We start from the raw sequence: 20,966 nt of genomic DNA, 5'->3' as shown, positions 1-20,966 counted from the left end.
ACGGCCCCTGCCTTGGCAGGGGCCGTCATCCGTGCCCGGGCAGGTCGGGCTCAATGATGGATCGTCGGTTCACCGTGCTGGACCAGCTTGCCGCCACCGTTGCGGGTCACCAGCTTGCGCAGGGCCACGTAGAACACCGGGGTCAGGAACAGGCCGAACAGCGTCACGCCCAGCATGCCGGCGAACACCGTGATGCCCGTGACCGAGCGCACCTCGGCACCTGCACCGTGCGAGAGCACCAGCGGAATCGTGCCGGCGATGAATGCGATCGAGGTCATCACGATCGGACGCAGGCGCAGGCGGCACGCTTCCAGCGCCGCGTCGACGATGCCCTTGCCGCCCATCTCCAGCTCGCGGGCGAACTCGACGATCAGGATCGCGTTCTTGCATGCCAGGCCCATCAGCACCACCAGGCCCACCTGCACGAACACGTTGTTGTCACCGCCGGTCAGCCACACACCGAACAGGGCCGACAGCAGCGTCATCGGCACGATCAGGATCACCGCCAGCGGCAACGACCAGCTTTCGTACAGCGCGGCCAGCACCAGGAACGCCAGCAGGATCGCCACCGGGAACACGATGAAGGCGGCATTGCCCTGCGTGGCCTGCTGGTAGCTCAGGTCGGTCCATTCGGTGGTCATGCCCACCGGCAGCACCTGCCCGGCGATCTCGGTCAGCTTGTTCATCGCCTGCGCCGAGGACAGCACGCGCGGGTCGGCCTCGCCGGCCAAGTCGGCGGCCGGGTAGCCGTTGAAGCGCAGCACCGGGTCCGGGCCGTAGGTTTCCTTGATGGTCACCATCGAGCCGATCGGCACCATCTCGCCGCGATCATTGCGGGTGCGCAGCTTGCCGATGTCCTCCACGCTGTCACGGAACTGGCCGTCGGCCTGGGCGATCACCTGCCAGGTACGACCGAACTGGTTGAAGTCGTTGACGTAGGCCGAGCCCAGATAGGTCTGCAGCGTGTCGAACAGTTCGGTCAACTGCACGCCCTGCGCCTTGGCCTTGACGCGGTCCACCTCGGCGTCGAGCTGCGGCACGTTGGCCTGGTAGCTGGTGATCGGGTAGCCCATGCCCGGCGTCTGCATCACCGCGCCCTGCATGGTCTGCACCGCGGTCTGCAGCGCACCGTAGCCCAGGTTGCCGCGGTCCTCGATGAACATCTGGTAGCCATTGCCGTTGCCCAGGCCAAGGATCGGCGGCGGCATCATCGAGAACGCGAAGCCCTCCTTCAGCCCGGCGATCTTCTGGTTGATCTCGGCGTTGATCTCGGCAGCGGTCCGCCCATTGCGCTCGTTGAACGGCTTGAGCGGGATGAACGCCACGCCGGTATTGGGCGTGTTGGTGAACTGCAGCGCGTTCAAGCCGGGGAACGAGATGGTGTGCGCGACGCCGTCGGTCTCCTTGGCGATCTGCGCGACCTTGCGCAGCATTTCATCGGTACGCGCGATCGACGCGCCTTCCGGCAGCTTCACGCCGGCGATCAGGTACAGCTTGTCCTGGGTCGGGATGAAGCCCGGCGGCACCAGCTTGAAGATCACGCCGGTGCCCAGCAGCAGCACCGCATACACCAGGAACACCGCACCGCGACGACCGAGGATCTTCGACACGCCGCGCTCGTACTTCTCCGAGCTGGACTTGAAGAAGCGGTTGAACGGGCGGAACACCCAGCCGAACAAGCGGTCGATCAGGCGGCTCGGGGCATCCTTGGCGGCACCGTGCGGCTTGAGCAGGCGCGCGGCCAGCGCCGGCGACAGGGTCAGCGAGTTGATCGCCGAGATCACCGTGGAGATGGCGATGGTGACGGCGAACTGCTTGTAGAACTGGCCGGTCACGCCGGACAGGAACGCCATCGGCACGAACACCGCGCACAGCACCAGCGCGATCGCCACGATCGGCCCGGACACCTCCTTCATCGCCTGGTGCGCGGCCGCCGTTGGCGACAGGCCTTCCTCGATGTTTCGCTCCACGTTCTCGACCACCACGATGGCGTCGTCGACCACGATGCCGATCGCCAGCACCAGCCCGAACAGGCTCAAGGTGTTGATCGAGAAGCCCAGCAGGTACAGCGCGGCGAACGTGCCGACCACCGACACCGGCACCGCGATCAACGGGATGATCGAGGCGCGCCAGGTCTGCAGGAACAGGATCACCACCAGCACCACCAGCGCGATGGCTTCCAGCAGCGTGGACACCACGGCCTTGATTGAGTCACGCACGAAGATGGTGGTGTCGTACACGGCCTCGTACTTCACCCCGGCCGGGAAGGTCTTCTGCATCTGGTCCATCGTGCCGATCACCGCGTCGCGGATCTCCAGCGCGTTGGCACCCGGGGCCTGGAAGATGCCGATGCCCACCGCGTTCTTGCCATCGAGCTGCGAGCGCAGGGTGTAGTCACCGGCCCCCAGCTCGATGCGCGCCACGTCGGACAAACGCACCACTTCGCCGTCGGCACCGCTCTTGAGCACGATGTCACCGAACTCCTGCTCGCTGCGCAGGCGGCCCTGCGCGTTGATCAGGGTCAGGAACTGGCTGTTGGGCATCGGCTCGGCGCCGAGCTGGCCGGCGGACACCTGCACGTTCTGCTCGCGCATGGCGCGCACCACGTCACCGGCGGTCAGCCCGCGCGAGGCCACCCGGTCCGGGTCCAGCCAGGCGCGCATGGCGTAGTCGCCGCCACCGAAGATCTGCGCGTCGCCCACGCCGGGAATGCGGGTGAGCGCATCCTTGACGTGCAGGCGGGCGTAGTTGCGCAGGTACAGGGTGTCGTACTTGCCGTCCGGCGAGGTCAGGTGCACCACCATCAGGAAGGTGGGCGACTGCTTCTGCGTGGTCACGCCCTGCCGGCGCACGTCCTCGGGCAGGCGGGCTTCAGCCTGGGCCACGCGGTTCTGCACCTTCACCGCCGCCGCGTCCGGATCGGTGCCCGGGCGGAAGGTGATGGTCATCTGCAGCACGCCGTCCGAGCCGGCCACCGACTTGAGGTACATCATGCCCTCCACGCCGTTGATGGCCTCCTCCAACGGCGTGGCGACGGTCTCGGCGATCACCTTGGGGTTCGCGCCCGGGTACACCGTGCGCACCACCACCGACGGCGGCACCACTTCCGGGTATTCGCTGATCGGCAGGATCGGCAGCGTGATCAGGCCGGCCGCGAAGATGACGATCGACAACACCGCCGCGAAGATCGGTCTGTCAATGAAAAAACGTGAGAAATCCATGAGGGAAATTCCTTGAAGTAGCCAGCGATGGCGTGCAGCCACCCTACCCTCGCCAGCGGAGGGCGAAGGCGCGTGGCCGGCACCACGCCGGCATCAGACGAAACCGGAAATCAGTTCAGCGCGGCGGTCTTCGGCCCGGCCGGCAGGGACTGCATCGCCACCGGCTTGGCCTGCACCGGCATGCCGGGCATGAAGACCTTCTGCACGCCGTCGACGATCACCTTGTCACCGGCGGCCAACCCGGCCTCGACGATGCGCAGGCCATCGGCGGTACGGCCCAGCTGCACGTCCTTGCGCTGCGCCTTGCCGTCCTTGTCGACCACATACACGTACTTGCGGTCCTGGTCGGTGAGCACGGCCTTGTCGTCCACCAGCATGGCCTGGAACTGGCCACTGCCGAGCAGGCGCACGCGTGCGAACAGGCCCGGGGTGAACTGCCGGTCGGCGTTGTCCAGCAACGCGCGCACGCCGATGGTGCCGGTGCTGCGCACGACCTGGTTGTCCAGGAAGTCCACCTTGCCCTCGTGCGGGAAGCCCTGCTCGCCGGCCAGGCCGATCTGCACCGGCAGGGCCTGGTCGCGCTCGCTCGGCCGCTCGCCCTTGCGCGCCATCTGCGCATAGCGCAGGAAGGTAGCCTCGTCGGCGTCGAAATAGACGTGCACCGTGTCCAGCGATACCAGCGTGGTCAGCACACTGGCGGCATCGCCGGCCGTGACCAGGTTGCCGGCGGTGACCATCGCGCGGCCGGCGCGGCCATTGATGGGAGCACGCACCTTGGTGAACTCCAGGTTCAACGCGGCCGCGTCCAGCGCCGCCTTGGCGGCCTGCACGTCGGCCGCGGCCTGGTCGGCCGCCGCGCGCTTCTGCTCCCAGGTTTCGGTGGAGATGGCCTGCTGCTCGGACAGGCGGCGGGCACGCTCGGATTCGCTGCGGGCCAGCGACGCCTGCGTCCGCGCACGTGCCAGTTCGGCATTGGCCTGCTCGTAGGCAGCCTGGTAGGTGCGTGCATCGATCAGGAACAGCACGTCACCCTTCTTCACTTCCTGGCCTTCGACATAGTTGACCTTATCGATGTAGCCGGACACGCGCGGGCGCAGCTCGACGTTCTGCACCGCCTCCACGCGGCCACTGAACTCGTCCCACTGGTTGACCTGCTTGACCAGCACCGGGGCGGCATTGACCTCCGGCGGGGGTGGCATGCCCGCTTCTTCGGCGTGGCCGCCACTGCAGGCAGCCAGTACGGCGATGGCCAATGCGGAGAAGCTGGCCAGCACGACACGTCGTGCGGTGGGGAATCGGGGCGTCATTGCGTTCATGTCATCCATCCAGAACAGGGGGAGAAAGGGAAGCGAAAGAGAAGCTGAAAGCGCGGGTGCTGCGGTAAGGCTGTAAGAGAGGGGCCGGCATGCCGGTTGCTGCGCGTGGGGCCGTGCATTGCGTCGCTGGACGCGCGTGCCCGACGCATTCAGTGTCCCGCCTACGGAAATTTTTCTCCCACCTGCGGGACAAACTGCATCAATCGGTGCCACATCGCAGGGACAAGGCGCTGCACCCGGCCAACCGGATGCGCGGCCACATTGGCCCCGTCGGGAAAAGCAAACTCCAATGAATTCAGGCTCTTGAACGAAAAACGTGCGCCAGTGATCACGCCTGGCGCGGCTTGGCGGCGGATCCGGCGGAAACTGGGAAGGTGGCGCAGACGCATGGCTGCAAGTCCGATCTGTGCGGAGCTGTGCAAGGTACGCCTCCAATCCATACTTGATTAGTACGGATTCAGGGGAATAATCATCCCGTCGCCGGCACAATCCCGCTGCCGCTCCCCTGAAGAGTCCCCCTCGATGGCCAACGACCTCAACGACACCCTGATCTTCGTCAAGGTGGTTGAACAAGGCAGCTTCACCGCCGCCGCCCGGCTGCTCGGGCAACCCAAGACCACCGTCAGCCGCAAGGTGCAGGAGCTGGAAACCCGGCTGGGCGCACGCCTGCTGCACCGGACCACGCGCCGTCTGGGCCTGACCGAGGCCGGCACCGTCTACTACGAGCATTGCCAGCGCATCGCACGCGAACTGGAGCAGGCCGAGAGCGCGGTGAGCCAGTTGCAGTCCGGCCCGCGCGGCTGGCTGCGCTTCACCGTGCCGTACTCGGTGGGCACCACCTGGATTGCGCCGCTGCTGGGCCAGTTCCAGGCCCAGTACCCGGAACTGCGCGTGGAGATGCACCTGGGCAACGAAACCCTGGACCTGATCTCCGGGGAGATCGACATGGCCCTGCGCATCGGGCCCCTGCCCGACTCCAACCTGGTCGCACGCAAGCTGGGCACGCTGCGCACCCAGGTGTTCGCCAGCCCGTCCTACATCAAGCGCTACGGCGAACCCCGCCACCCGGACGAGCTGCAGTTCCATCGCACCCTGTCCGTGCGCAAGCCGCACAACGCCAACAACCGCTTCACCTGGCCGCTGGCCGAGGCCGGCGGCGAGATGCGCGAGTTCGTCGTCAATCCGCTGTTGCTGGCCAACGACCCGGCCGCGCTGAACAGCATGCTGGTCGCCGGCGAAGGCCTGATGCTCAGCAGCGACGTGATGGCCAAGCCCTACGTCGAGTCCGGCATGCTGCGCCGCGTGCTGGCCGGCTGGACCGGCCCGGAGTACGACTTCAACGCCGTGTTCGCCGGCGGCGGCATGGTCTCGCCCAAGGTGCGTGCATTCATCGACTTCCTGGTCGAGAAGCTCAACTTCGACGTCAACTACATGCTGCTGCAGTGCCCCAACGCCGGCCGGCTGGCCGAGCTCATCGAGCCCTCTAAGCCGCGCGGGCTGGAACTACCCGACGGCCGCGTGCTGGAAGTGCTGGAAGCCTGACCCGCACGGCAAGCAGTCATCGTCTGCCTAAGCACGCCTGCCCTGACGCAGGCGGCCTCGGCCGGCGAACGGATGCCAGCCGAGGTGGATACAGCGTCGGTGTCGCCCGGCTGACATGGTTGGCCCGTAGCCACCATGCCTCCCTGCCGCCGGAACCATGGTTTCCGGCAATGGGTCCGGCAACGCATCGGGCACAGCCCCGGGAGACGATGCGCCATGCTGGCCAGCACGAGTGCCGCTCAGGCATTAGGGTAGGTTGCGGCCTGGGTGTGTTAGCAGGCGCTCGTTTCAGCGGCAGATGATTTCTGGTAAGGCCGCAGAACTAATGGGTTGCAAATCGCACCGTTTAGAAATGACGCGGATGTCCGCTTTCGGCCAGAAGCGGAAGTTCAACGCCTGAATTAAGCCGACCCGCGGAGCGGGTTCGGCTTGAATGAATTGTTAGACGGCCTACCGGGTAGCACCAGACACATAAGCCGTCGCTTGAGCAAGCTTTTCCTCTACGATCCCGACCATGATAAGTCCCTGGTCATGGGCGGTCAGGTCGTCCTCCATAAGTGCGCGGTATCTGGCTTGATGGTGAACAAGAGCATGAATGCCGCGCCGTTCATCCCATTCCGAAACCTCATGCCATAAAGCGGCGCATTGTCGTATTGACCCTTCAATGCGCGGAAGATACTCCGTGAACAAGTTTGTGTAGCTGTGGAGCAGTGTCTGCGCAGGCGGGGGCGCCGCTTCAAAATTGGCTTTCAACGCGCCGATCTTGATTCGGGTCTTTTCTAGTATCGCCTGATTCTGCGTAATCAGCTGGAGCAGCTGCGCTCTTTCGCGCGCGAAAGAGATACTTAGTTGCTCATCATATGTTTTGCGTGCATGTGAAAGCGACTGGTGGCCAACGTATGACGCCCAGACTGCTGCTGCAAGACTCAACGCGCTAACCACTAGGGCTAGGACAGCGATCCAGGTTGAGGAGTTCCAATCTTCCATGGACGTCTAACTACCTAATAGACGGACCCTTGGGTCCGGTTATACGACTTATCCACAAAGCACCGTATGGCGGGCTTTCCCCTTGATACAGCTCGATCTTAGGGCCGCTGGGTCCGGCTAACAAGCCAACGTATAACCAGACCTAGCGCTAGACCAATGGCCGCTATGCGTCGCATGACGCCCTGCGGCCAGGAGCGGGCATCTGTCAAACGTCAGAAATCAGCCGCGCCGTGAAACGGCGTCGGCTTGAATGAACTGTTTGACGGTTCCCGCAGGTTAGTTCATGCGCATTTTCTCCTTCAATCTTTCGCCAATGTCTGACGCGCTTGGAGTAGCGTCAGGATTATCTGCGAAGATCTCCGCAAGAACGGCAATATAAGCCTCACCGAGGCCGACAGTGATTGCACTTGCTGTTGCAGCAGAAATAGCGCCGCCTGCGACCGTGCCAAGGCCAGGAAAGAACTTCATGACATTTACAACAATGGTTCTACCTACAAAGGTTGCGCCACCTACGCCAATCGCCGACGAAACTAATGTGCTTAACGTGCCTTTTGATAACTCCAGTCCAAAGACAGAAGTGATGCCAGCGATCATGCCGATCTGGATGGGGGCAAGAATAGCGGCATCAGAAAACGGAATTGGACTTGCCCCCGCGGCGGCAGCGGCAGTTGCTGCACCAGCAACAATCTTGTGTGCTTGCCCTTTTGTGTAGCTTAGATTGGCCCTCTGTGCTGCCGCCAAGGCCCGCCGCTTTCCCTCAGGGATAACCTCCGACGTCAGCTCTACAAGGCTCTCAAGCCCCATGGTGCCTAGGATATGTCCATCGTCCATCTCTTCGGAAATTGCACGGACGCGAACTACATTCCTTGACTCTGGAAGCAAGTCGAGCACCTCGTTCCTGAAGCCATTGTCGCTTCTAGCTTTTGTTATGACGGCAATCAGTGGGACATGCTTTGCGAGCATGTTGTGCAGGTCAACTTCCGCGCTTTCAACGCGCCTTCCATCTTCCTGAATACAAAGCCAAGCAGCATGAATGTGACGATTTGAGTCCTTGTCGTTACTCCTGTCCTTAATAACTTTCTCTAGCTCGGAAAGCGTCTCCTTGAACTGAGACATCTCTAGCCCGCGCGTATCGAATATTGTTATGGGGACACCATCTCGGGATATCTCTCTCGTGTTCTGCGTCACTGGACGACCCTGCCCAGTTTCCGCCAGCTGCTGCTGGAAGACGGCGTTGATCAGCGTACTCTTTCCTACGCCAGATCGACCCGCAATGAGAATGTTTATGTGTCCGCGCTCGGTCGTAGCCTTTTGAATGGCTTCTTTAAGCAGGTCATCAAGATTAGTCATGGCTTGTTCTTGCCTCAACGAGCAGCAATGATTGAATGGTCGCAACGAAGTTAAGCGGTTCCGCGTAATGGGTTCGAATCAAGTGAATTGCTAGTTCACTCTGCGAGCGCCTTACGAATTTTATCCAGCTTCGCGTGATTTTCCTTGTGGTCGTTGTAGAGATGCCAAACAAGCTCATGGAGTTCAGACGCGATTTCTAGGCGATCCTTCTTCGACTTGCTTGCCGCAACGTCGTCGATTCGCTTTGTGATCATCCTCTTTACGCCGAGAGCAGAGCGCTCCCGGCACCGTAGACCTCAACATAGACATCCCAATACGAGAGTTGAGGGAAGTACTCTTTACGAATTGCAGCGATTTTTTTCCCCTCTTGCGCCAAGCGCTGCATCTTTTTTGAGTCGGCCTTGCTGATCTGCACAAATACTCCTGCTGTTGAAGTGAGCTACGCAACTCTTTCCAGGCATACAAACCAACTATTAGCTGCCCCAATCGCCGACGATACGACTTAGCTACATCGCATGGCGGGCTATCCCCTCGGTCAGGCTAGATACTAGGGCGACAAAGTCCGTCTAACAAGCCGATGATGACCAGATCCATGGATGACATTGGCTGGGACTAAAACTGCGGTCCTTCTATACGATGTCCGCTATGGGTCAAAAGCCGACAAACCGTCCCCGCCGCCCTACTCATTCCCCGCCAGAAACCAAACCGGTTTCAACGGCAGCCTGCGCCGCGCACCATCGTCCAGCTGGCCATAATGTCGCGTCCACAGATCCACCAGCTGGTTGGCATCGATCAGGGTGATTCGGCGGTGGCTTTGGCGTGCTTCCAGGTCGGCATCCTTGGTGAAACCTGACAGGGCCACGAACAGGCCCACGTCGCCCTCGCCCAGTACCGCCATGAAACTGCGCAGCCCCATGACGTCGATCCGGGGAGAGTTGGCATTGCGCTTGACCTGCACCTTGATGCGCGGCGGGCGGGTGCCCAGTGGGTCGTTGTAGGCAATGACGTCGATGCCGCCGTCCTTTCCGGGCGGTGCGATCCATGCGACGTGGTAACCCATCGCGGTGAGCAGGGCGCCGACCAGTTCCTGGAATTCATACGGGGGCATGGCGGCCAGGTGGGCCTCGATCTCGGCCCAGGCCATTTCCTCGGCCTGCTCCAGCGTGATGCTGGCCGATTTCTCCACGGCCTCATCGTCGCCCTCCTCCACCTCCGCGACCGGCTGGGCTTTCTTCCACTTGTGGTACAGGCGCACCGCCTCGCGGTAGAACTGCTCGCCATCGGGATACTGCTGCAGCGCCTGTGCGCCTTCGCTGGTCACCGTCCAGATGCCCTTGTCCTTCACCAGCCAGCCGGCCTTGACCGTGTCCACGGTGGCGAAGCGCACGATCTTCTCGAAGCGTCGCCCACCGGTGGGGTAATCACCTGCCTCGTAAGGTGTCAGCTGCACCTGCGCGGCCAGGGCCGCCAAGGCATCACCGGCCTTCATGCCGTCCGGCTGGGCCTGCAGGATGCCAAACAGCTTGTGTATCAGTTGGCCGGTTCGGGCCTTGGTTACTTCCGCCATCCTTTCCCCCGTGGACTCCTGTCCGGTTGCGGCACCCGTCCGGAAATGCGTTTCCGGCGCCGGCGGGTGTGGTTGTTTTCCCGGATTCTAGCCGGGGATCTGGCTCGAGCGCGGGTCGGCCGCCTGGCCTGCCGGATTCACGGCCCAGGCCACGCCTACGACGCGGGTTGAAGGGTTGCTGTGATATGCCGGGGGCCCGTTGATGGAGGTTTGCCATGAACAGCAAGAACACGATCTGCCTTTGGTATGACGGCACGGCGCTGGAGGCGGCCACGTTTTATGCCGCCACGTTCCCCGACAGCAAGGTGAATGCAGTGCATCGCGCGCCGGGGGACTACCCCGCCGGCAAGCAGGGTGACGTCCTGACCGTGGAGTTCACGGTGATGGGCATCCCCTGCCTGGGTTTGAACGGTGGCTCGGCCTTCAAGCACACCGAAGCGTTCTCGTTTCAGGTGGCCACCGATGACCAGGCCGAAACCGACCGGCTGTGGAATGCCATTGTCGACAACGGCGGTCAGGAGAGCGCCTGCGGCTGGTGCAAGGACCGCTGGGGCCTGTCGTGGCAGATCACACCGCGCGTGCTCAGCGAGGCCATCAGTGACCCCGACCCGGCCGCGGCCAAGCGGGCGTTCACCGCGATGATGGAGATGACGAAGATCGATGTCGCCAGGATCGAGGCGGCACGCCGGGGGTGAGGCACGGGATTGGATCGGTTGGCGCGTTTGTTCCCCCGATGCACACGCGCTTCGCGGCCATGGCTGCCCCTACGGGAAGTGGGGGTGGCTTCCCAGGATGACGGGCGGGGTTTTCCCGGCGGCAACGACGTTCCGGGCGGGCAAGGTGGCGATGGCCGCGGCGAAAGCGGCCATCCCCTTGACCGAAAAGGACGACCGACGATGCAGAACCTGAGTTCCCTTCGTTTGACCGACAAGCAGTTGAGCGCATTGGATGCCGCACTGACCGAGCTGGAGGCACAGCTGGTGGGACTGGTGGCGATGTCTGCCGCGCAGCGCAAGAAGCTCTCGCGCATGGGCAGCAAATCCGAAGCCTTCTGCCGGCAGACGTTGCATGTGCTGGCGCAGAACCCGCAGGTGGTACCGGCGACGTTGAGCATCGCCGAGGCCCTGTCCGACCTGGACACGTTGGACCGCCTGCGTCCCCGCCTGCAGCGCATCCTGCGCCTTGCCGAACGGGCCTCCGATACCGACATCGCCCTGCGCAGCGACGTGATGCGCTGCGCCCTGGACGGTTACGCCCTGCTCAAGGTGGCCGGTCGCAACCAGGGCCTGGAAGCCCTGCGGCGCAATCTGGGCAGCCGCTTCTCCAAATCCTCGCGCGGCGGCAGGTCTTCGCCTTCGTGAAACCGTACTGACGGGGCTGCCGTCATCGCCCTAGCACTCGACCACAAAGAGGCCGCCTACGGGCGGCCTTCTTCTTTGGCAGGGATGTTGCGCGCCCGGGCGCCGTGTCGCCGGCCCTGCCCTTCATCACCCCGGCCAGTGCTTCAACGGTCAACGTGTCGGCCTCTCGCGTGGCGCTTGAAGCGGCATGGGCCATGCTCCCGGTGGCAGACGTGCCACGTGTGCTTGCCGCGCGCACCTTCAAGGGGCATGGATGCCGTTACGAGCGCCATGGATGACGAAAAAAGCGGCATCGTCACCGGTTCATTCGCCACCGCTGGCGAAAAGAGCGGCATCGCTGCCGGCGTGTGCGGCATCGATGACACAACTCACGGCACGGGCGGCGCTTCCGGGGCAATCAACGCCCCGGTTTGGTGCGTGGCTTAGGACGCATGCGAGATTACGGCCGCTGACGAACGCTGGCTTGGGGGATTACCAAGCGTTGGCGATTTCGCGGACTACGCCGCGCCCACCGATGGCGCATTGCCAGGCTGCTCGGCGGGCTCGGCGACTACCAGCGGGCGCTCCGGGGCTGGGCGGCTCGGGAAGGCGTGACGCAGGATGCGCCAGACCACCTGGCCGAACTGCTTCGGCAATGAGCCGGTGTTGTAGTGCTGGCCGTAGCGGGCGCAGATGGCCTTCACGTCCACCGCCATCGCGGCATACCGGTTGGCGGGGATGTCGGGATAGAAGTGGTGCTCGATCTGGTGGCTGAGGTTGCCGGTCATCACGTCCAGCAACCGGCCGCCGGCGAGATTGGACGAACCGCGCAACTGGCGCAGGTACCAATGGCCGCGCGTCTCGTTGCGGATGCAGTCCTTGGGGAAGGTTTCGGCGTCGGCGGTGAAGTGGCCACAGAAGATCACCACGTACGTCCACACGTTGCGGATGACGTTGGCCAGCAGGTTGCCCAGCAGCACCGGCAGGAAGAACGGGCCGGCCAGTGCCGGGAACAGCACGTAGTCCTTCAGCAGTTGCTTGAGCATCTTGCGGCGCACCGGCCTGGCCTGCGCCCACAGCTGCCGCAGCGTGACCTTGCGGTTGAGCAGGCGGCCCACGCGCAGGTCCTGTATGGCGATGCCCCACTCGAACAGCAGCGCGAACACCACCGCCACGAACGGCTGCGCCAGGAAGAACGGATGCCAGCGCTGCTCGGGGAAGATGCGCAGCAGCCCGTAGCCGATGTCATCGTCCAGCCCGCGCACGTTGGTGTAGGTGTGGTGGCGGAAATTGTGGGTCTTGCGCCAGTTCTCGGCGGTGCCGACGATGTCCCACTCGTAGGTCTTGCCCTGCAATGACGGGTCGCCCATCCAGTCGTACTGGCCATGGATGACGTTGTGCGCCAGCTCCATGTTCTCCAGGATCTTGGACAGCGCCAGCAGCACCACGCCGGCAATCCAGGCCGGCACCAGCACGCTGTGCACGAATGCCCCCAGGAACAACAGCGTGCGCCCGGCGACGCCGGTCCAGCGCACGGCCGCGACGATCCTGCGGATGTAGCGCGCGTCAGAGGCGCCCAGCGAAGCCAAGTGCCTGGCGCGCACCGCATCGAGTTCATCGCCAAAGGCCTGCAGTTCGGCCGCGGACAGGGTGCGGTTGTACACGGAAGACATCGGTTACAGCTCCAGGGCGAGATCGGTACTGGCGCTGTTGACGCACAGCTTCAGCGGGGTGGACGGTTCGGCGGCGTAGTCGCCGGTCAGCGTATGCCGGGTGATGCCGGACACCTTGTCGCAGACGCAGGTGTTGCAGATGCCCATGCGGCAACCACTGGCCGGCTGGATGCCCTCGGCCTCCAGCGCCGCCAGCAGGGGCTTGCCGCGCGGCAGCGTCAACGTGCGACCGGTCCGCAGCAGCTGCACCTGCACGCTGCCCTGCTCGATGTCCGGCAAGGCCGGTTGGCTGAAAGCCTCGCTGTCGAACTGGGCAACCTGGCCCTGCAGGCGTTGCCGTGCCGCTTCAACGAACCCGGCCGGCCCGCAGGCCAGCACCCGCGTGGCCGCCGGTGCATCCAATGCCGCGAAGTCGTGCGCATCCACGCGCGCCGCGGGCGCGGCCGCATCGCGGGTCAGCAACAGTTGCAGGCGGAAGTGCGGATGGCGGGCGGCAAGCGCCTGCAGCTCCTCGACGAAGCACAGCTCCTCGCGGCGACGCGCCCAGTACAACACGTCCACGGTCACCGGCATGCCCTGCGCATCCAGCGCCTGCAGCAGCGAGCGCATCGGGGTGATGCCGCTGCCGGCGGCCAGCAACAACAGGCGCTGGCCCGGATCGGTGCGCAAGGTCATCTCACCAAAGGCCTGGCCCAGCGCGATCACGTCGCCTGGCCGGGCATCGCGGGTCAGCCAGGTACTGGCCTTGCCGTCGGGGATTGCCTTGACGGTGATGGACAGGCGCCCATTGGGCAGCACGGTCGGGCTGTAGCTGCGGGTGACCAGGCGGCCATCCACCTCCACGCCGACGTTGATGTGCTGGCCCGCCTGCACCCCGGCGAAGTGCCGGTTGGGCTGCAGCTCCAGGGTTACCGCATCGGCGCTGGCGGCGTTGCGGGCCACGACACGCGCCAACGGGCGGCGCAGCGTCCACAGGCGATTGACGCGGGTAGACCAGAAATCGAAGAAGCCCTCGCTCAGCCAGGGGATCTGGGGGGGCGTGGCATTACGGTAGACAGCACTCATGGCGACGAACTATACGGCCGAGCATACAGCTGTGTATACACTCGTATATTCACCATACCGGCTATGATTCACGAATCCGTCCATCCTGCCCGCGATGACCCGTCCCGATCAGCCCTTGACCCACCACGACGACCAGCACCCGGCACGCAAGGCTTCGATCTCGCGCGACGACCTGCTGGCGGCGGCGTTGGCGCTGATCGGCCCGCATCGCAGCGTGTCCACGTTGAGCCTGCGCGAGGTGGCCCGCGAAGCGGGGATCGCCCCGAATTCGTTCTATCGCCAGTTCAGGGACATGGACGAGTTGACCGTGGCCCTGATCGACCTGGCGGGCCGTTCGCTGCGCACCATCATCGGCCAGGCCCGCCTGCGTGCGGCCGACAGCAACCGCGGCGTGATCCGCCTGTCGGTGGAAACCTTCATGGAGCAGCTGCGCGCCGACGACCGGCTGATGCACGTGCTGCTGCGCGAGGGCACCGCCGGCTCGGACGCCTTCAAGCAGGCGGTGGACCGCGAGCTCAACTATTTCGAGGACGAGCTCAAGGTGGACCTGGTGCGCCTAGCCGCACTGGACGGTGCCACGCTGCATGAGCCCGCGCTGGCCGCCAAGGCCATCACCCGCCTGATCTTCGCCATGGGCGGCACCGCCATGGACCTGCCGGAAGAGAAGGACCCGGAGCTGATCGAGCAGATGTCGCAGATGATCCGCATGATCATCACCGGCGCACGCGTGCTGGGGCGCAACCCCGTCCGCGCCTGAGCGGCGCAGCCTTGCCCGCCTGCGCACCCGCAGGCAGGCCACCACCCTCGCCTGCCGCAACACCCACCCGAACCTGCCACGGTCAGCGCTGCAGGCACTCCCGGTAACGTCCGTCCACGCGGTTGGCGAACCACTCGGTGGTCAGCTCGCGGGTGATCTTGGGGCTGTCCAGGCGGATGCCGGGGATCACCGCGCGCGGCAACGGCTTGCCGGCCCGGGATTCGGCCAGGGCGAACACGCGCTGGTGCAGCGGGCTCTCGCTGAAGACCAGTTGGTCCGCCTGCTCCAGCGCCCGCCGGATGCCCCGCTCGTCCATTCCCAGCGCCGCGCCCAGCTGCCGCACGGCACGCTCGGTCTGGCCCGGCGCATCCAGCGGCGCCCCCGGTGCCAGCAGGTCACCATCCAGCGCCAGCGCCTGCCCGGTGGCAACCGCCACCGCGTTCTGGAAGGCCGCATTGCGGCTGGCATACCAGCCGGCGTTGTAGTCGGCGAACCTGTGCACCTTGCGGGTATACGGCGTTTCATAGCCCAGCAGGTGCATCGTGCCGAAGTACACGCCACCGCGCCGGCTGAACACCTCGTCGCGGATGCTGGCCTGCACCGGGTACGGATACCCTTGGGCATGCGCCTGCGCAAAGGGGATGCTGACCTGCATCGCGCCACCGGTCTGCACCGGGTTCTTGCCGGCGAACAAACGTTGCCCCAGCGGCACGCGGTCGATGATCTCCTCATATAGACGGCTGAGGTCACGCTCGGTACGTACCCCAGCCAGCTTGTCACCGTAGCTGCGGCCATCGGTTGCCTTGATCCGCAGGCCGGCATCCACCAGCAGGCCCGGGACATGTAGCGCCGAGGCGCGCCGGTCGATCTCCTGGCGCGCGATGCGCGGCAGGTTGGCGACGGCCGGATCGGCGCGATACCCCGACTCCTGCTCGATCACCGCCAGCACCGCGCAGATGTTCTCGGCGTTGGGGGCAATGCGCTGCGCGGCGAAGGCCGCCTGTATGTCCGCCGCCCAACCGGCACGGTCCGCGGTCCGCGCAGGGATGCGACGTTCGATCTCGTTGCGCACCACGTCCGCCGGTGGCCCCGGGGCGGGCGCCGGCACCGTGCTGCAGGCAGCCAGGACGCCCATCGCAACCGCCCCCAGCAGGACACGGTGCAGGGGCAGCGGCAAGACGGGCATGAAAGCGGCATTCACAGCGGGCATCCCGGGTACATGATGGTCGAACTCAGCGTGCGTGCAATGCCCGGCACAGTACGTTGCCGGCCCCCACTGCGCCACAGCGCCGTCTTCATGATCGCCGCCGCACTGTACGGGTGGCGCTCGGCTGCGGTATCTATAGCGCTCGTGTTCCCACGGATGGACCGCATGACACTTCCGCACACCCGCCCCCGCCCCCGCCTGCGCTGGCTGGCCGCCGTCGCGGGCGTCCTGATCCTTGCCGGTTGCGGTGAGAAGACCGAGCAGGAGCAGCTGGAGGCATTGCGCGACAGCCTGACCTACACGCAGTACCGGCGCCTTTCGCACCACGGCTTGCCCGCCTCCTACAACGCCTGGCGCGAGGGCATGCGGATGGCCGGCAGCGAGCCCACGCCTGAGCTGACGCCCGATACCGAATGCATGATCCATGGCCTGCTCGGCTACAGCGCGCTCAGCGCCGACCGCAGCACCATCGCCATCGCCGAATCGGACATCGTCGATGCCCTGCCCGCCTGCAGGGATTACGCGCAGATCAGCGCCGCCCTCCGCTCGGTGGCCTTCCACCGGCGGGAATGGCCGCAACTGGCCGAACAGCAGAGCGAGTTCGCGATCAACGGCGGCAAGACGCTCGACGCCGAGCAGGCCACCGAGGCACGGATGCGGATGCTGATCGTGCATGCCGCGTTGGGTTACAAGGCCATCACGGACAAGCGCTGGGACCGCGCCCAGGTCCATATCGATGCGATCGCGCTGAGCCTGAAACAGCCGTGGCTGTCGGAGCTGGGGCGCGCCGGGCTGGCCATCAACAACGGCGACGTGCGCGAAGGGCTGGTGATGCTCAAGCGCCTGAGCGAGAACCCGCAGGTGCCGCCGGAAGCACGCGCCTATCTGGGGGAACTGATCGGGCAGATCGAGGCCGAGACCGGCGACGTCGATTCCAGCCTGTGGATGGCCCGGGTGTTCACCAAGGTGGTCTGGGGCGAGATCAAGCGGCACGGGCCGGATGGGCTGGCCAGCCTGATGGAGTTCGTTGACCAGCAGAGTGCGAAGGTCGACCAGTTGATGGGCGACGGCAAGGGCATGCTCGACGGCTGGTGGCAGTCGGCCAAGGAACACCTGCGCAGCGACGGCAAGTCATTCGACGACTGAGCCGCGCCTGTTTTCTTTCTTCCCAGGGCGGTCATCCGCCCCGCAACGTTCTGGATGCATGGCATGACGTTTCATATCCGCGACGAGCAACCCGCCGACATCGACGCGATCCACCGCCTGACCGAGGCTGCATTCGCCGAGGCGGTCCATTCCAGCCATACCGAGCAGTTCATCGTTGCCGCATTGCGTGCGGCCGGGCAGCTGACGGTGTCGCTGGTGGCCGAGGAGCACGGCGAGCTGATCGGGCACGTCGCGGTATCGCCGGTGGTGCTGTCATCGGGCGACGCCGGCTGGCATGGCCTGGGGCCGATATCGGTCCGCCCGGATCGCCAGGGCCAGGGGATCGGTGCGGCGTTGATGCGGACGGCGATTGATCGCCTGACGAGACTGGGCAGTGCCGGCTGCGTGCTGCTGGGGGAACCGGGGTACTACGCACGGTTCGGCTTCAAGGTAGTTCCGGAACTGGAGCTGCCGGGGGTTCCACCGGCGTACTTCCAGGCGCTGCCGCTGGCCGGCACCGTACCGGCGGCGCAGGTGCACTACCACGCGGCATTCGAAGCAACAGCATCCCCATAGGAGCGGCCTCGGCCGCGAAGCCACGACTCCTGCAGTCTCGCAAATCTACCCCTCCCCTCCCCTTCGCTGCGCGAAAGGGAGGGAGCGCAGCAACGCCGCGCGTCCCGCACCCATCGACGCACCCCACCCGGTCACCGCCACTGCGCGCCCGATACGCTAGGCTTGTCGCCCCAACGCCAGCAACGGCACACGTCTTGAGAACCGTCCACGCAACCCGCTACATCACACCGCTGCGCGAAGGGGGATCCCTGCCAGCCGTGATCGAGGCCGACGACGATGGCATGTACGTCATCAAATTCCGTGGCGCCGGCCAGGGTCCGAAGGCGCTGATCGCCGAACTGGTCGCCGGTGAACTGGCCCGCGCGCTTGGCTTGCCCATCCCGGAGATCGTCCTGGTCGAACTGGACCGCGAATTCGCGCGCACCGAACCGGACCCCGAGATCCAGGACCTCATCCGCGCCAGCGAGGGCACCAACCTGGGCAGCGACTACCTGCCCGGTGCGATCAACTACGATCCGGCGGCGATGCAGCCCGATGCCGAGCTGGCCTCGCGCATCGTCTGGTTCGATGCCTACACCAGCAACGTGGACCGCACCGTACGCAACCCCAACCTGATGGTCTGGCACCGCAAGCTGTACCTGATCGACCACGGTGCCGCGCTGTACTTCCACCACGACTGGGAGAACGCCGGCGAGGCCTGCGCCAAGCCCTTCGTCCTCATCCGTGACCATGTGCTGCTGCCCTTCGCCAAGGACATCGCCGGCGCCGACCGCGCACTGGCCCCGCTGCTGACCGATGCGGTCATCGACGACATCGTCGCGTTGATCCCGGATGCCTGGCTGCAGGGCGAGCCGGCGTTTGCCGATGCCGCCAGCTACCGCAAGGCCTACGCCGATTACCTCAAGCGCCGCCTGCAGCTGCGGGATGCATTCGTACAGGAGGCCATCCGTGCCCACGCTGCACACGTATGACTACGCGGTGATCCGCGTCGTGCCGCGGGTCGAGCGTGAGGAGTTCATCAATGTCGGCGTGATCGTGTCCTGCCCGAGCGCCGGGCACCTGCAGGCGGCCATCGAGATCGATGAAGCACGCCTGCAGGCGTTCGCCCCGCAACTGGACCTGGTGGCATTGCGCCCCTGGCTGGACGCCATCGTCGCCATCTGCGAAGGCCGCGCCGAAGCCGGCCCGATCGCACAGCTGCCGCCGCGGGCACGCTTCCATTTCCTCACCGCCAAGCGCAGCTCGGTGGTGCAGACCTCGGTGACCCACGTCGGCCGCACCCGCGAACCGGCGGGCATCGTCGAGCACCTGCTCGAGCGGATGGTGCGCGTACCGCGCTGATCGCCGGCACGTGCACGCCAGGACAATGGCCCGCATCACGCGGGCCATTGTTCATTCGGCGTCCGTAAGGGCGCGCGCGGCATCGCGCAGTGCGAACTTCTGCACCTTGCCGGTGGCCGTCCGCGGCAGCGGCCCGAACACGAAACGCTTGGGCACCTTGAAGCCGGCCAGATTCTGGCGGCAATGCGCCAGGGCTGCGTCCGGGCTGAGGTCCAGTTCGTCCTTCAACTCGACGAAGGCGCATGGCGTCTCGCCCCACTTCGGGTCCGGCCTGGCCACCACGGCCGCGGCGAGCACCGAAGGGTGGCGGCACAGCACGTCTTCCACTTCCAGCGAGGAAATGTTCTCGCCGCCGGAAATGATCACGTCCTTGGAGCGGTCACGGATCTTCACGTTGCCGTCGGCATACACCACAGCAAGGTCACCGGTGCGGAACCAGCCACCGGAGAAAGCCGCATCGGTGGCGCGGGGGTTCTTCAGGTAGCCCTTCATGGTGATGTTGCCGCGGAACATGATTTCCCCGACGCTGGCGCCGTCCCACGGCACCGGCTGCAGGGTATCGGGGTCCAGCACCTGCATGTCTTCCTGCAACAGGCAGGCCACGCCCTGGCGACTGTTGAGCTCGGCGCGTTCGTCGATGGGCAACTGCGCCCACTCCGGCTTGGGCTGGCAGATCGATGCAGGGCCGTAGACTTCGGTGAGGCCGTAGACGTGGGTGATCTCCACGCCCATCCGTTCCATCTCTTCCAGCACCGCCGCCGGCGGCGCGGCACCGGCCACCTGCCCCTTCACGCCGGCAAGCCCCTGCTTCAGTTCCTCCGGTGCCGCCGCCAACGCGGCATGCACCACCGGTGCACCGCAGTAGTGGGTGACGCCATGTGTGCGCATCAGCTCCAGCACCTGCTTGCGGTCGAATCGCCGCAGGCAGACTTGGGTGCCGGCGACGGCAGCCATCGTCCACGGGAAACACCAACCGTTGCAGTGGAACATCGGCAGCGTCCACAGGTAGACCGGATGCGGCGGCATGCCCCAATCGATGATGTTGGCCACCGCGTTCAAGTAGGCGCCGCGATGGTGATAAACCACGCCCTTCGGGTCGCCGGTGGTGCCCGAGGTGTAGTTCAGCGCGATGGCATTCCATTCGTCGCCGGGCAGGCCGTAGGCGAACGTCGGGTCACCGGTTTCCAGCAACGCTTCGTACTCGATCTCGCCAAGGAACTCGCCTTCCTCGATGGCCGCATCGTCCACGTCGATGACCTGCGGTGCCTGCCGGCACAGCGCCAGCGCCCGCTTCATCACCGGCGAGAACTCGCGGTCCACGAACACCACCTTGGCCTCGCCGTGGTCCAGCATGAATGCAAGCGTTTCCGCGTCCAGGCGGGTGTTCAGCGCATTGAGCACGGCACCGAGCATGGCCGGGGCGAAATGCAGCTCGATCATCGCCGGCGTATTGGGCAGCAGCGCCGCCACGGTATCGCCTTCGGCCACGCCCATGCGCTGCAATGCCGACGCCAACCGACGGCAACGCGCCTGCACCTGGGCCCAGTTCAGGCGCCGCTCGCCATGCACCACCGCCAACCGCTGCGGGTGCACGGTAGCCGCCTTGCGCAGGAAGCTCAGCGGCGACAACGGCGTGTAGTTGGCCTGGTTGCGGCCAAGATCCTGGTACATCGAGGGGCCCTCTCTCCGGTGATGTGCCGGCAGAGAGTCGGGCAGGAGGCGGGGGTTTGTCGCTGCGACCTTAGTCGCAGGGAATTGGCTCATTGCTGCCGGACGGCCCGTGCTGCCTTGGGATCCGCGCCGGAGGTGGCCTCTGCGCAGGCCTGGCGCACGCGCCTTTCGTCCTTCGCGGCGCAGGCCCGCAAGCGGCGTTCCCGC

General features: G+C 65.2%; 20 protein-coding genes. 9 read left to right on the top strand and 11 right to left on the bottom strand.

The genetic code is table 11. The annotated features are described in order from the left end of the window. Positions 1–50 precede the first annotated feature (50 nt). The 3 genes from VA603_RS17240 to VA603_RS17230 all read right to left on the bottom strand — a co-directional run bounded on the left by VA603_RS17240 (position 51) and on the right by VA603_RS17230 (position 4,926). Positions 51–3,221 (bottom strand): efflux RND transporter permease subunit, encoded by a 3,171-nt coding sequence (locus tag VA603_RS17240; protein WP_132864224.1) that lies wholly within the window; start codon positions 3,219–3,221, stop codon positions 51–53. Positions 3,222–3,331: 110 nt separating this feature from the next. Next, positions 3,332–4,537, bottom strand: coding sequence for an efflux RND transporter periplasmic adaptor subunit (locus VA603_RS17235; RefSeq protein WP_425603727.1), 1,206 nt, complete (start codon positions 4,535–4,537; stop codon positions 3,332–3,334). Between the two features lie 161 nt (positions 4,538–4,698). Beyond that, positions 4,699–4,926, bottom strand: coding sequence for a hypothetical protein (locus VA603_RS17230; RefSeq protein ID WP_323439555.1), 228 nt, complete (start codon positions 4,924–4,926; stop codon positions 4,699–4,701). A gap of 133 nt (positions 4,927–5,059) precedes the next feature. Between VA603_RS17230 and VA603_RS17225 the strand changes: the two genes are divergently transcribed. After that, the gene (locus VA603_RS17225) at positions 5,060–6,079 is read left to right on the top strand and encodes a LysR family transcriptional regulator (protein ID WP_132864227.1); all 1,020 of its coding nucleotides are present in this window, start codon (positions 5,060–5,062) and stop codon (positions 6,077–6,079) included. Positions 6,080–6,529: 450 nt separating this feature from the next. On the opposite strand, the gene VA603_RS17220 is transcribed toward VA603_RS17225, so the two are convergent. The 4 genes from VA603_RS17220 to VA603_RS17205 all read right to left on the bottom strand — a co-directional run bounded on the left by VA603_RS17220 (position 6,530) and on the right by VA603_RS17205 (position 9,983). After that, on the bottom strand, positions 6,530–7,066 hold the full coding sequence (locus VA603_RS17220) for a hypothetical protein (RefSeq protein ID WP_132864228.1): 537 nt from the start codon (positions 7,064–7,066) through the stop codon (positions 6,530–6,532). A 276-nt stretch (positions 7,067–7,342) separates the two neighbouring features. Then, a complete protein-coding gene (locus tag VA603_RS17215) occupies positions 7,343–8,416 on the bottom strand; it encodes a YcjF family protein (RefSeq protein WP_323439554.1) in 1,074 nt (357 codons plus the stop codon). A 259-nt stretch (positions 8,417–8,675) separates the two neighbouring features. Beyond that, entirely contained in the window at positions 8,676–8,831 is a 156-nt protein-coding gene (locus tag VA603_RS17210; protein ID WP_323439553.1) for a hypothetical protein, read from the bottom strand. Positions 8,832–9,095: 264 nt separating this feature from the next. Further along, on the bottom strand, positions 9,096–9,983 hold the full coding sequence (locus VA603_RS17205) for a restriction endonuclease (RefSeq protein ID WP_323439552.1): 888 nt from the start codon (positions 9,981–9,983) through the stop codon (positions 9,096–9,098). Positions 9,984–10,198: 215 nt separating this feature from the next. Here VA603_RS17205 and VA603_RS17200 point away from each other — a divergent pair, with 215 nt between their 5' ends. The 3 genes from VA603_RS17200 (at position 10,199) to VA603_RS17190 (ending at position 11,770) form a co-directional block, all read left to right on the top strand. Beyond that, positions 10,199–10,678 (top strand): VOC family protein, encoded by a 480-nt coding sequence (locus VA603_RS17200; protein WP_323439551.1) that lies wholly within the window; start codon positions 10,199–10,201, stop codon positions 10,676–10,678. Between the two features lie 201 nt (positions 10,679–10,879). Further along, positions 10,880–11,344, top strand: a complete 465-nt coding sequence (locus tag VA603_RS17195) for a hypothetical protein (protein WP_132864233.1) — start codon at positions 10,880–10,882, stop codon at positions 11,342–11,344. A 270-nt stretch (positions 11,345–11,614) separates the two neighbouring features. Then, on the top strand, positions 11,615–11,770 hold the full coding sequence (locus VA603_RS17190) for a hypothetical protein (RefSeq protein WP_323439550.1): 156 nt from the start codon (positions 11,615–11,617) through the stop codon (positions 11,768–11,770). Between the two features lie 71 nt (positions 11,771–11,841). On the opposite strand, the gene VA603_RS17185 is transcribed toward VA603_RS17190, so the two are convergent. Next, positions 11,842–12,996, bottom strand: coding sequence for a fatty acid desaturase family protein (locus tag VA603_RS17185; protein ID WP_323439549.1), 1,155 nt, complete (start codon positions 12,994–12,996; stop codon positions 11,842–11,844). Positions 12,997–12,999: 3 nt separating this feature from the next. Further along, the gene (locus tag VA603_RS17180; protein ID WP_323439548.1) at positions 13,000–14,061 is read right to left on the bottom strand and encodes a ferredoxin reductase; all 1,062 of its coding nucleotides are present in this window, start codon (positions 14,059–14,061) and stop codon (positions 13,000–13,002) included. Between the two features lie 94 nt (positions 14,062–14,155). Here VA603_RS17180 and fabR point away from each other — a divergent pair, with 94 nt between their 5' ends. Continuing rightward, entirely contained in the window at positions 14,156–14,818 is a 663-nt protein-coding gene (gene fabR / locus VA603_RS17175) for an HTH-type transcriptional repressor FabR (RefSeq protein WP_132864236.1), read from the top strand. Positions 14,819–14,900: 82 nt separating this feature from the next. On the opposite strand, the gene VA603_RS17170 is transcribed toward fabR, so the two are convergent. Continuing rightward, positions 14,901–16,004, bottom strand: coding sequence for a DUF1615 domain-containing protein (locus VA603_RS17170; RefSeq protein WP_323439547.1), 1,104 nt, complete (start codon positions 16,002–16,004; stop codon positions 14,901–14,903). 186 nt (positions 16,005–16,190) lie between these two features. Here VA603_RS17170 and VA603_RS17165 point away from each other — a divergent pair, with 186 nt between their 5' ends. The 4 genes from VA603_RS17165 (at position 16,191) to VA603_RS17150 (ending at position 19,088) form a co-directional block, all read left to right on the top strand. Next, positions 16,191–17,171, top strand: a complete 981-nt coding sequence (locus tag VA603_RS17165; protein ID WP_323439546.1) for a hypothetical protein — start codon at positions 16,191–16,193, stop codon at positions 17,169–17,171. Between the two features lie 63 nt (positions 17,172–17,234). Continuing rightward, positions 17,235–17,747 (top strand): GNAT family N-acetyltransferase, encoded by a 513-nt coding sequence (locus tag VA603_RS17160; protein WP_323439545.1) that lies wholly within the window; start codon positions 17,235–17,237, stop codon positions 17,745–17,747. Positions 17,748–17,941: 194 nt separating this feature from the next. Beyond that, positions 17,942–18,718 (top strand): HipA family kinase, encoded by a 777-nt coding sequence (locus VA603_RS17155; RefSeq protein ID WP_132864240.1) that lies wholly within the window; start codon positions 17,942–17,944, stop codon positions 18,716–18,718. Continuing rightward, positions 18,696–19,088 (top strand): DUF3037 domain-containing protein, encoded by a 393-nt coding sequence (locus tag VA603_RS17150; RefSeq protein ID WP_132864241.1) that lies wholly within the window; start codon positions 18,696–18,698, stop codon positions 19,086–19,088. The genes VA603_RS17155 and VA603_RS17150 overlap by 23 nt, the downstream gene beginning before the upstream one ends. 51 nt (positions 19,089–19,139) lie before the next feature. On the opposite strand, the gene VA603_RS17145 is transcribed toward VA603_RS17150, so the two are convergent. Next, positions 19,140–20,759: an acyl-CoA synthetase gene (locus VA603_RS17145; RefSeq protein ID WP_323439544.1), complete on the bottom strand. Its 1,620-nt coding sequence runs from the start codon at positions 20,757–20,759 to the stop codon at positions 19,140–19,142. Positions 20,760–20,966: the final 207 nt, after the last annotated feature.

Source organism: Stenotrophomonas capsici, from assembly GCF_034961085.1.
Taxonomy (GTDB): Bacteria; Pseudomonadota; Gammaproteobacteria; order Xanthomonadales; family Xanthomonadaceae; genus Stenotrophomonas; species Stenotrophomonas capsici.
The sequence above is the reverse complement of the archived record's forward strand: the minus strand, read 5'-3'. Positions and strand labels throughout refer to the sequence as shown.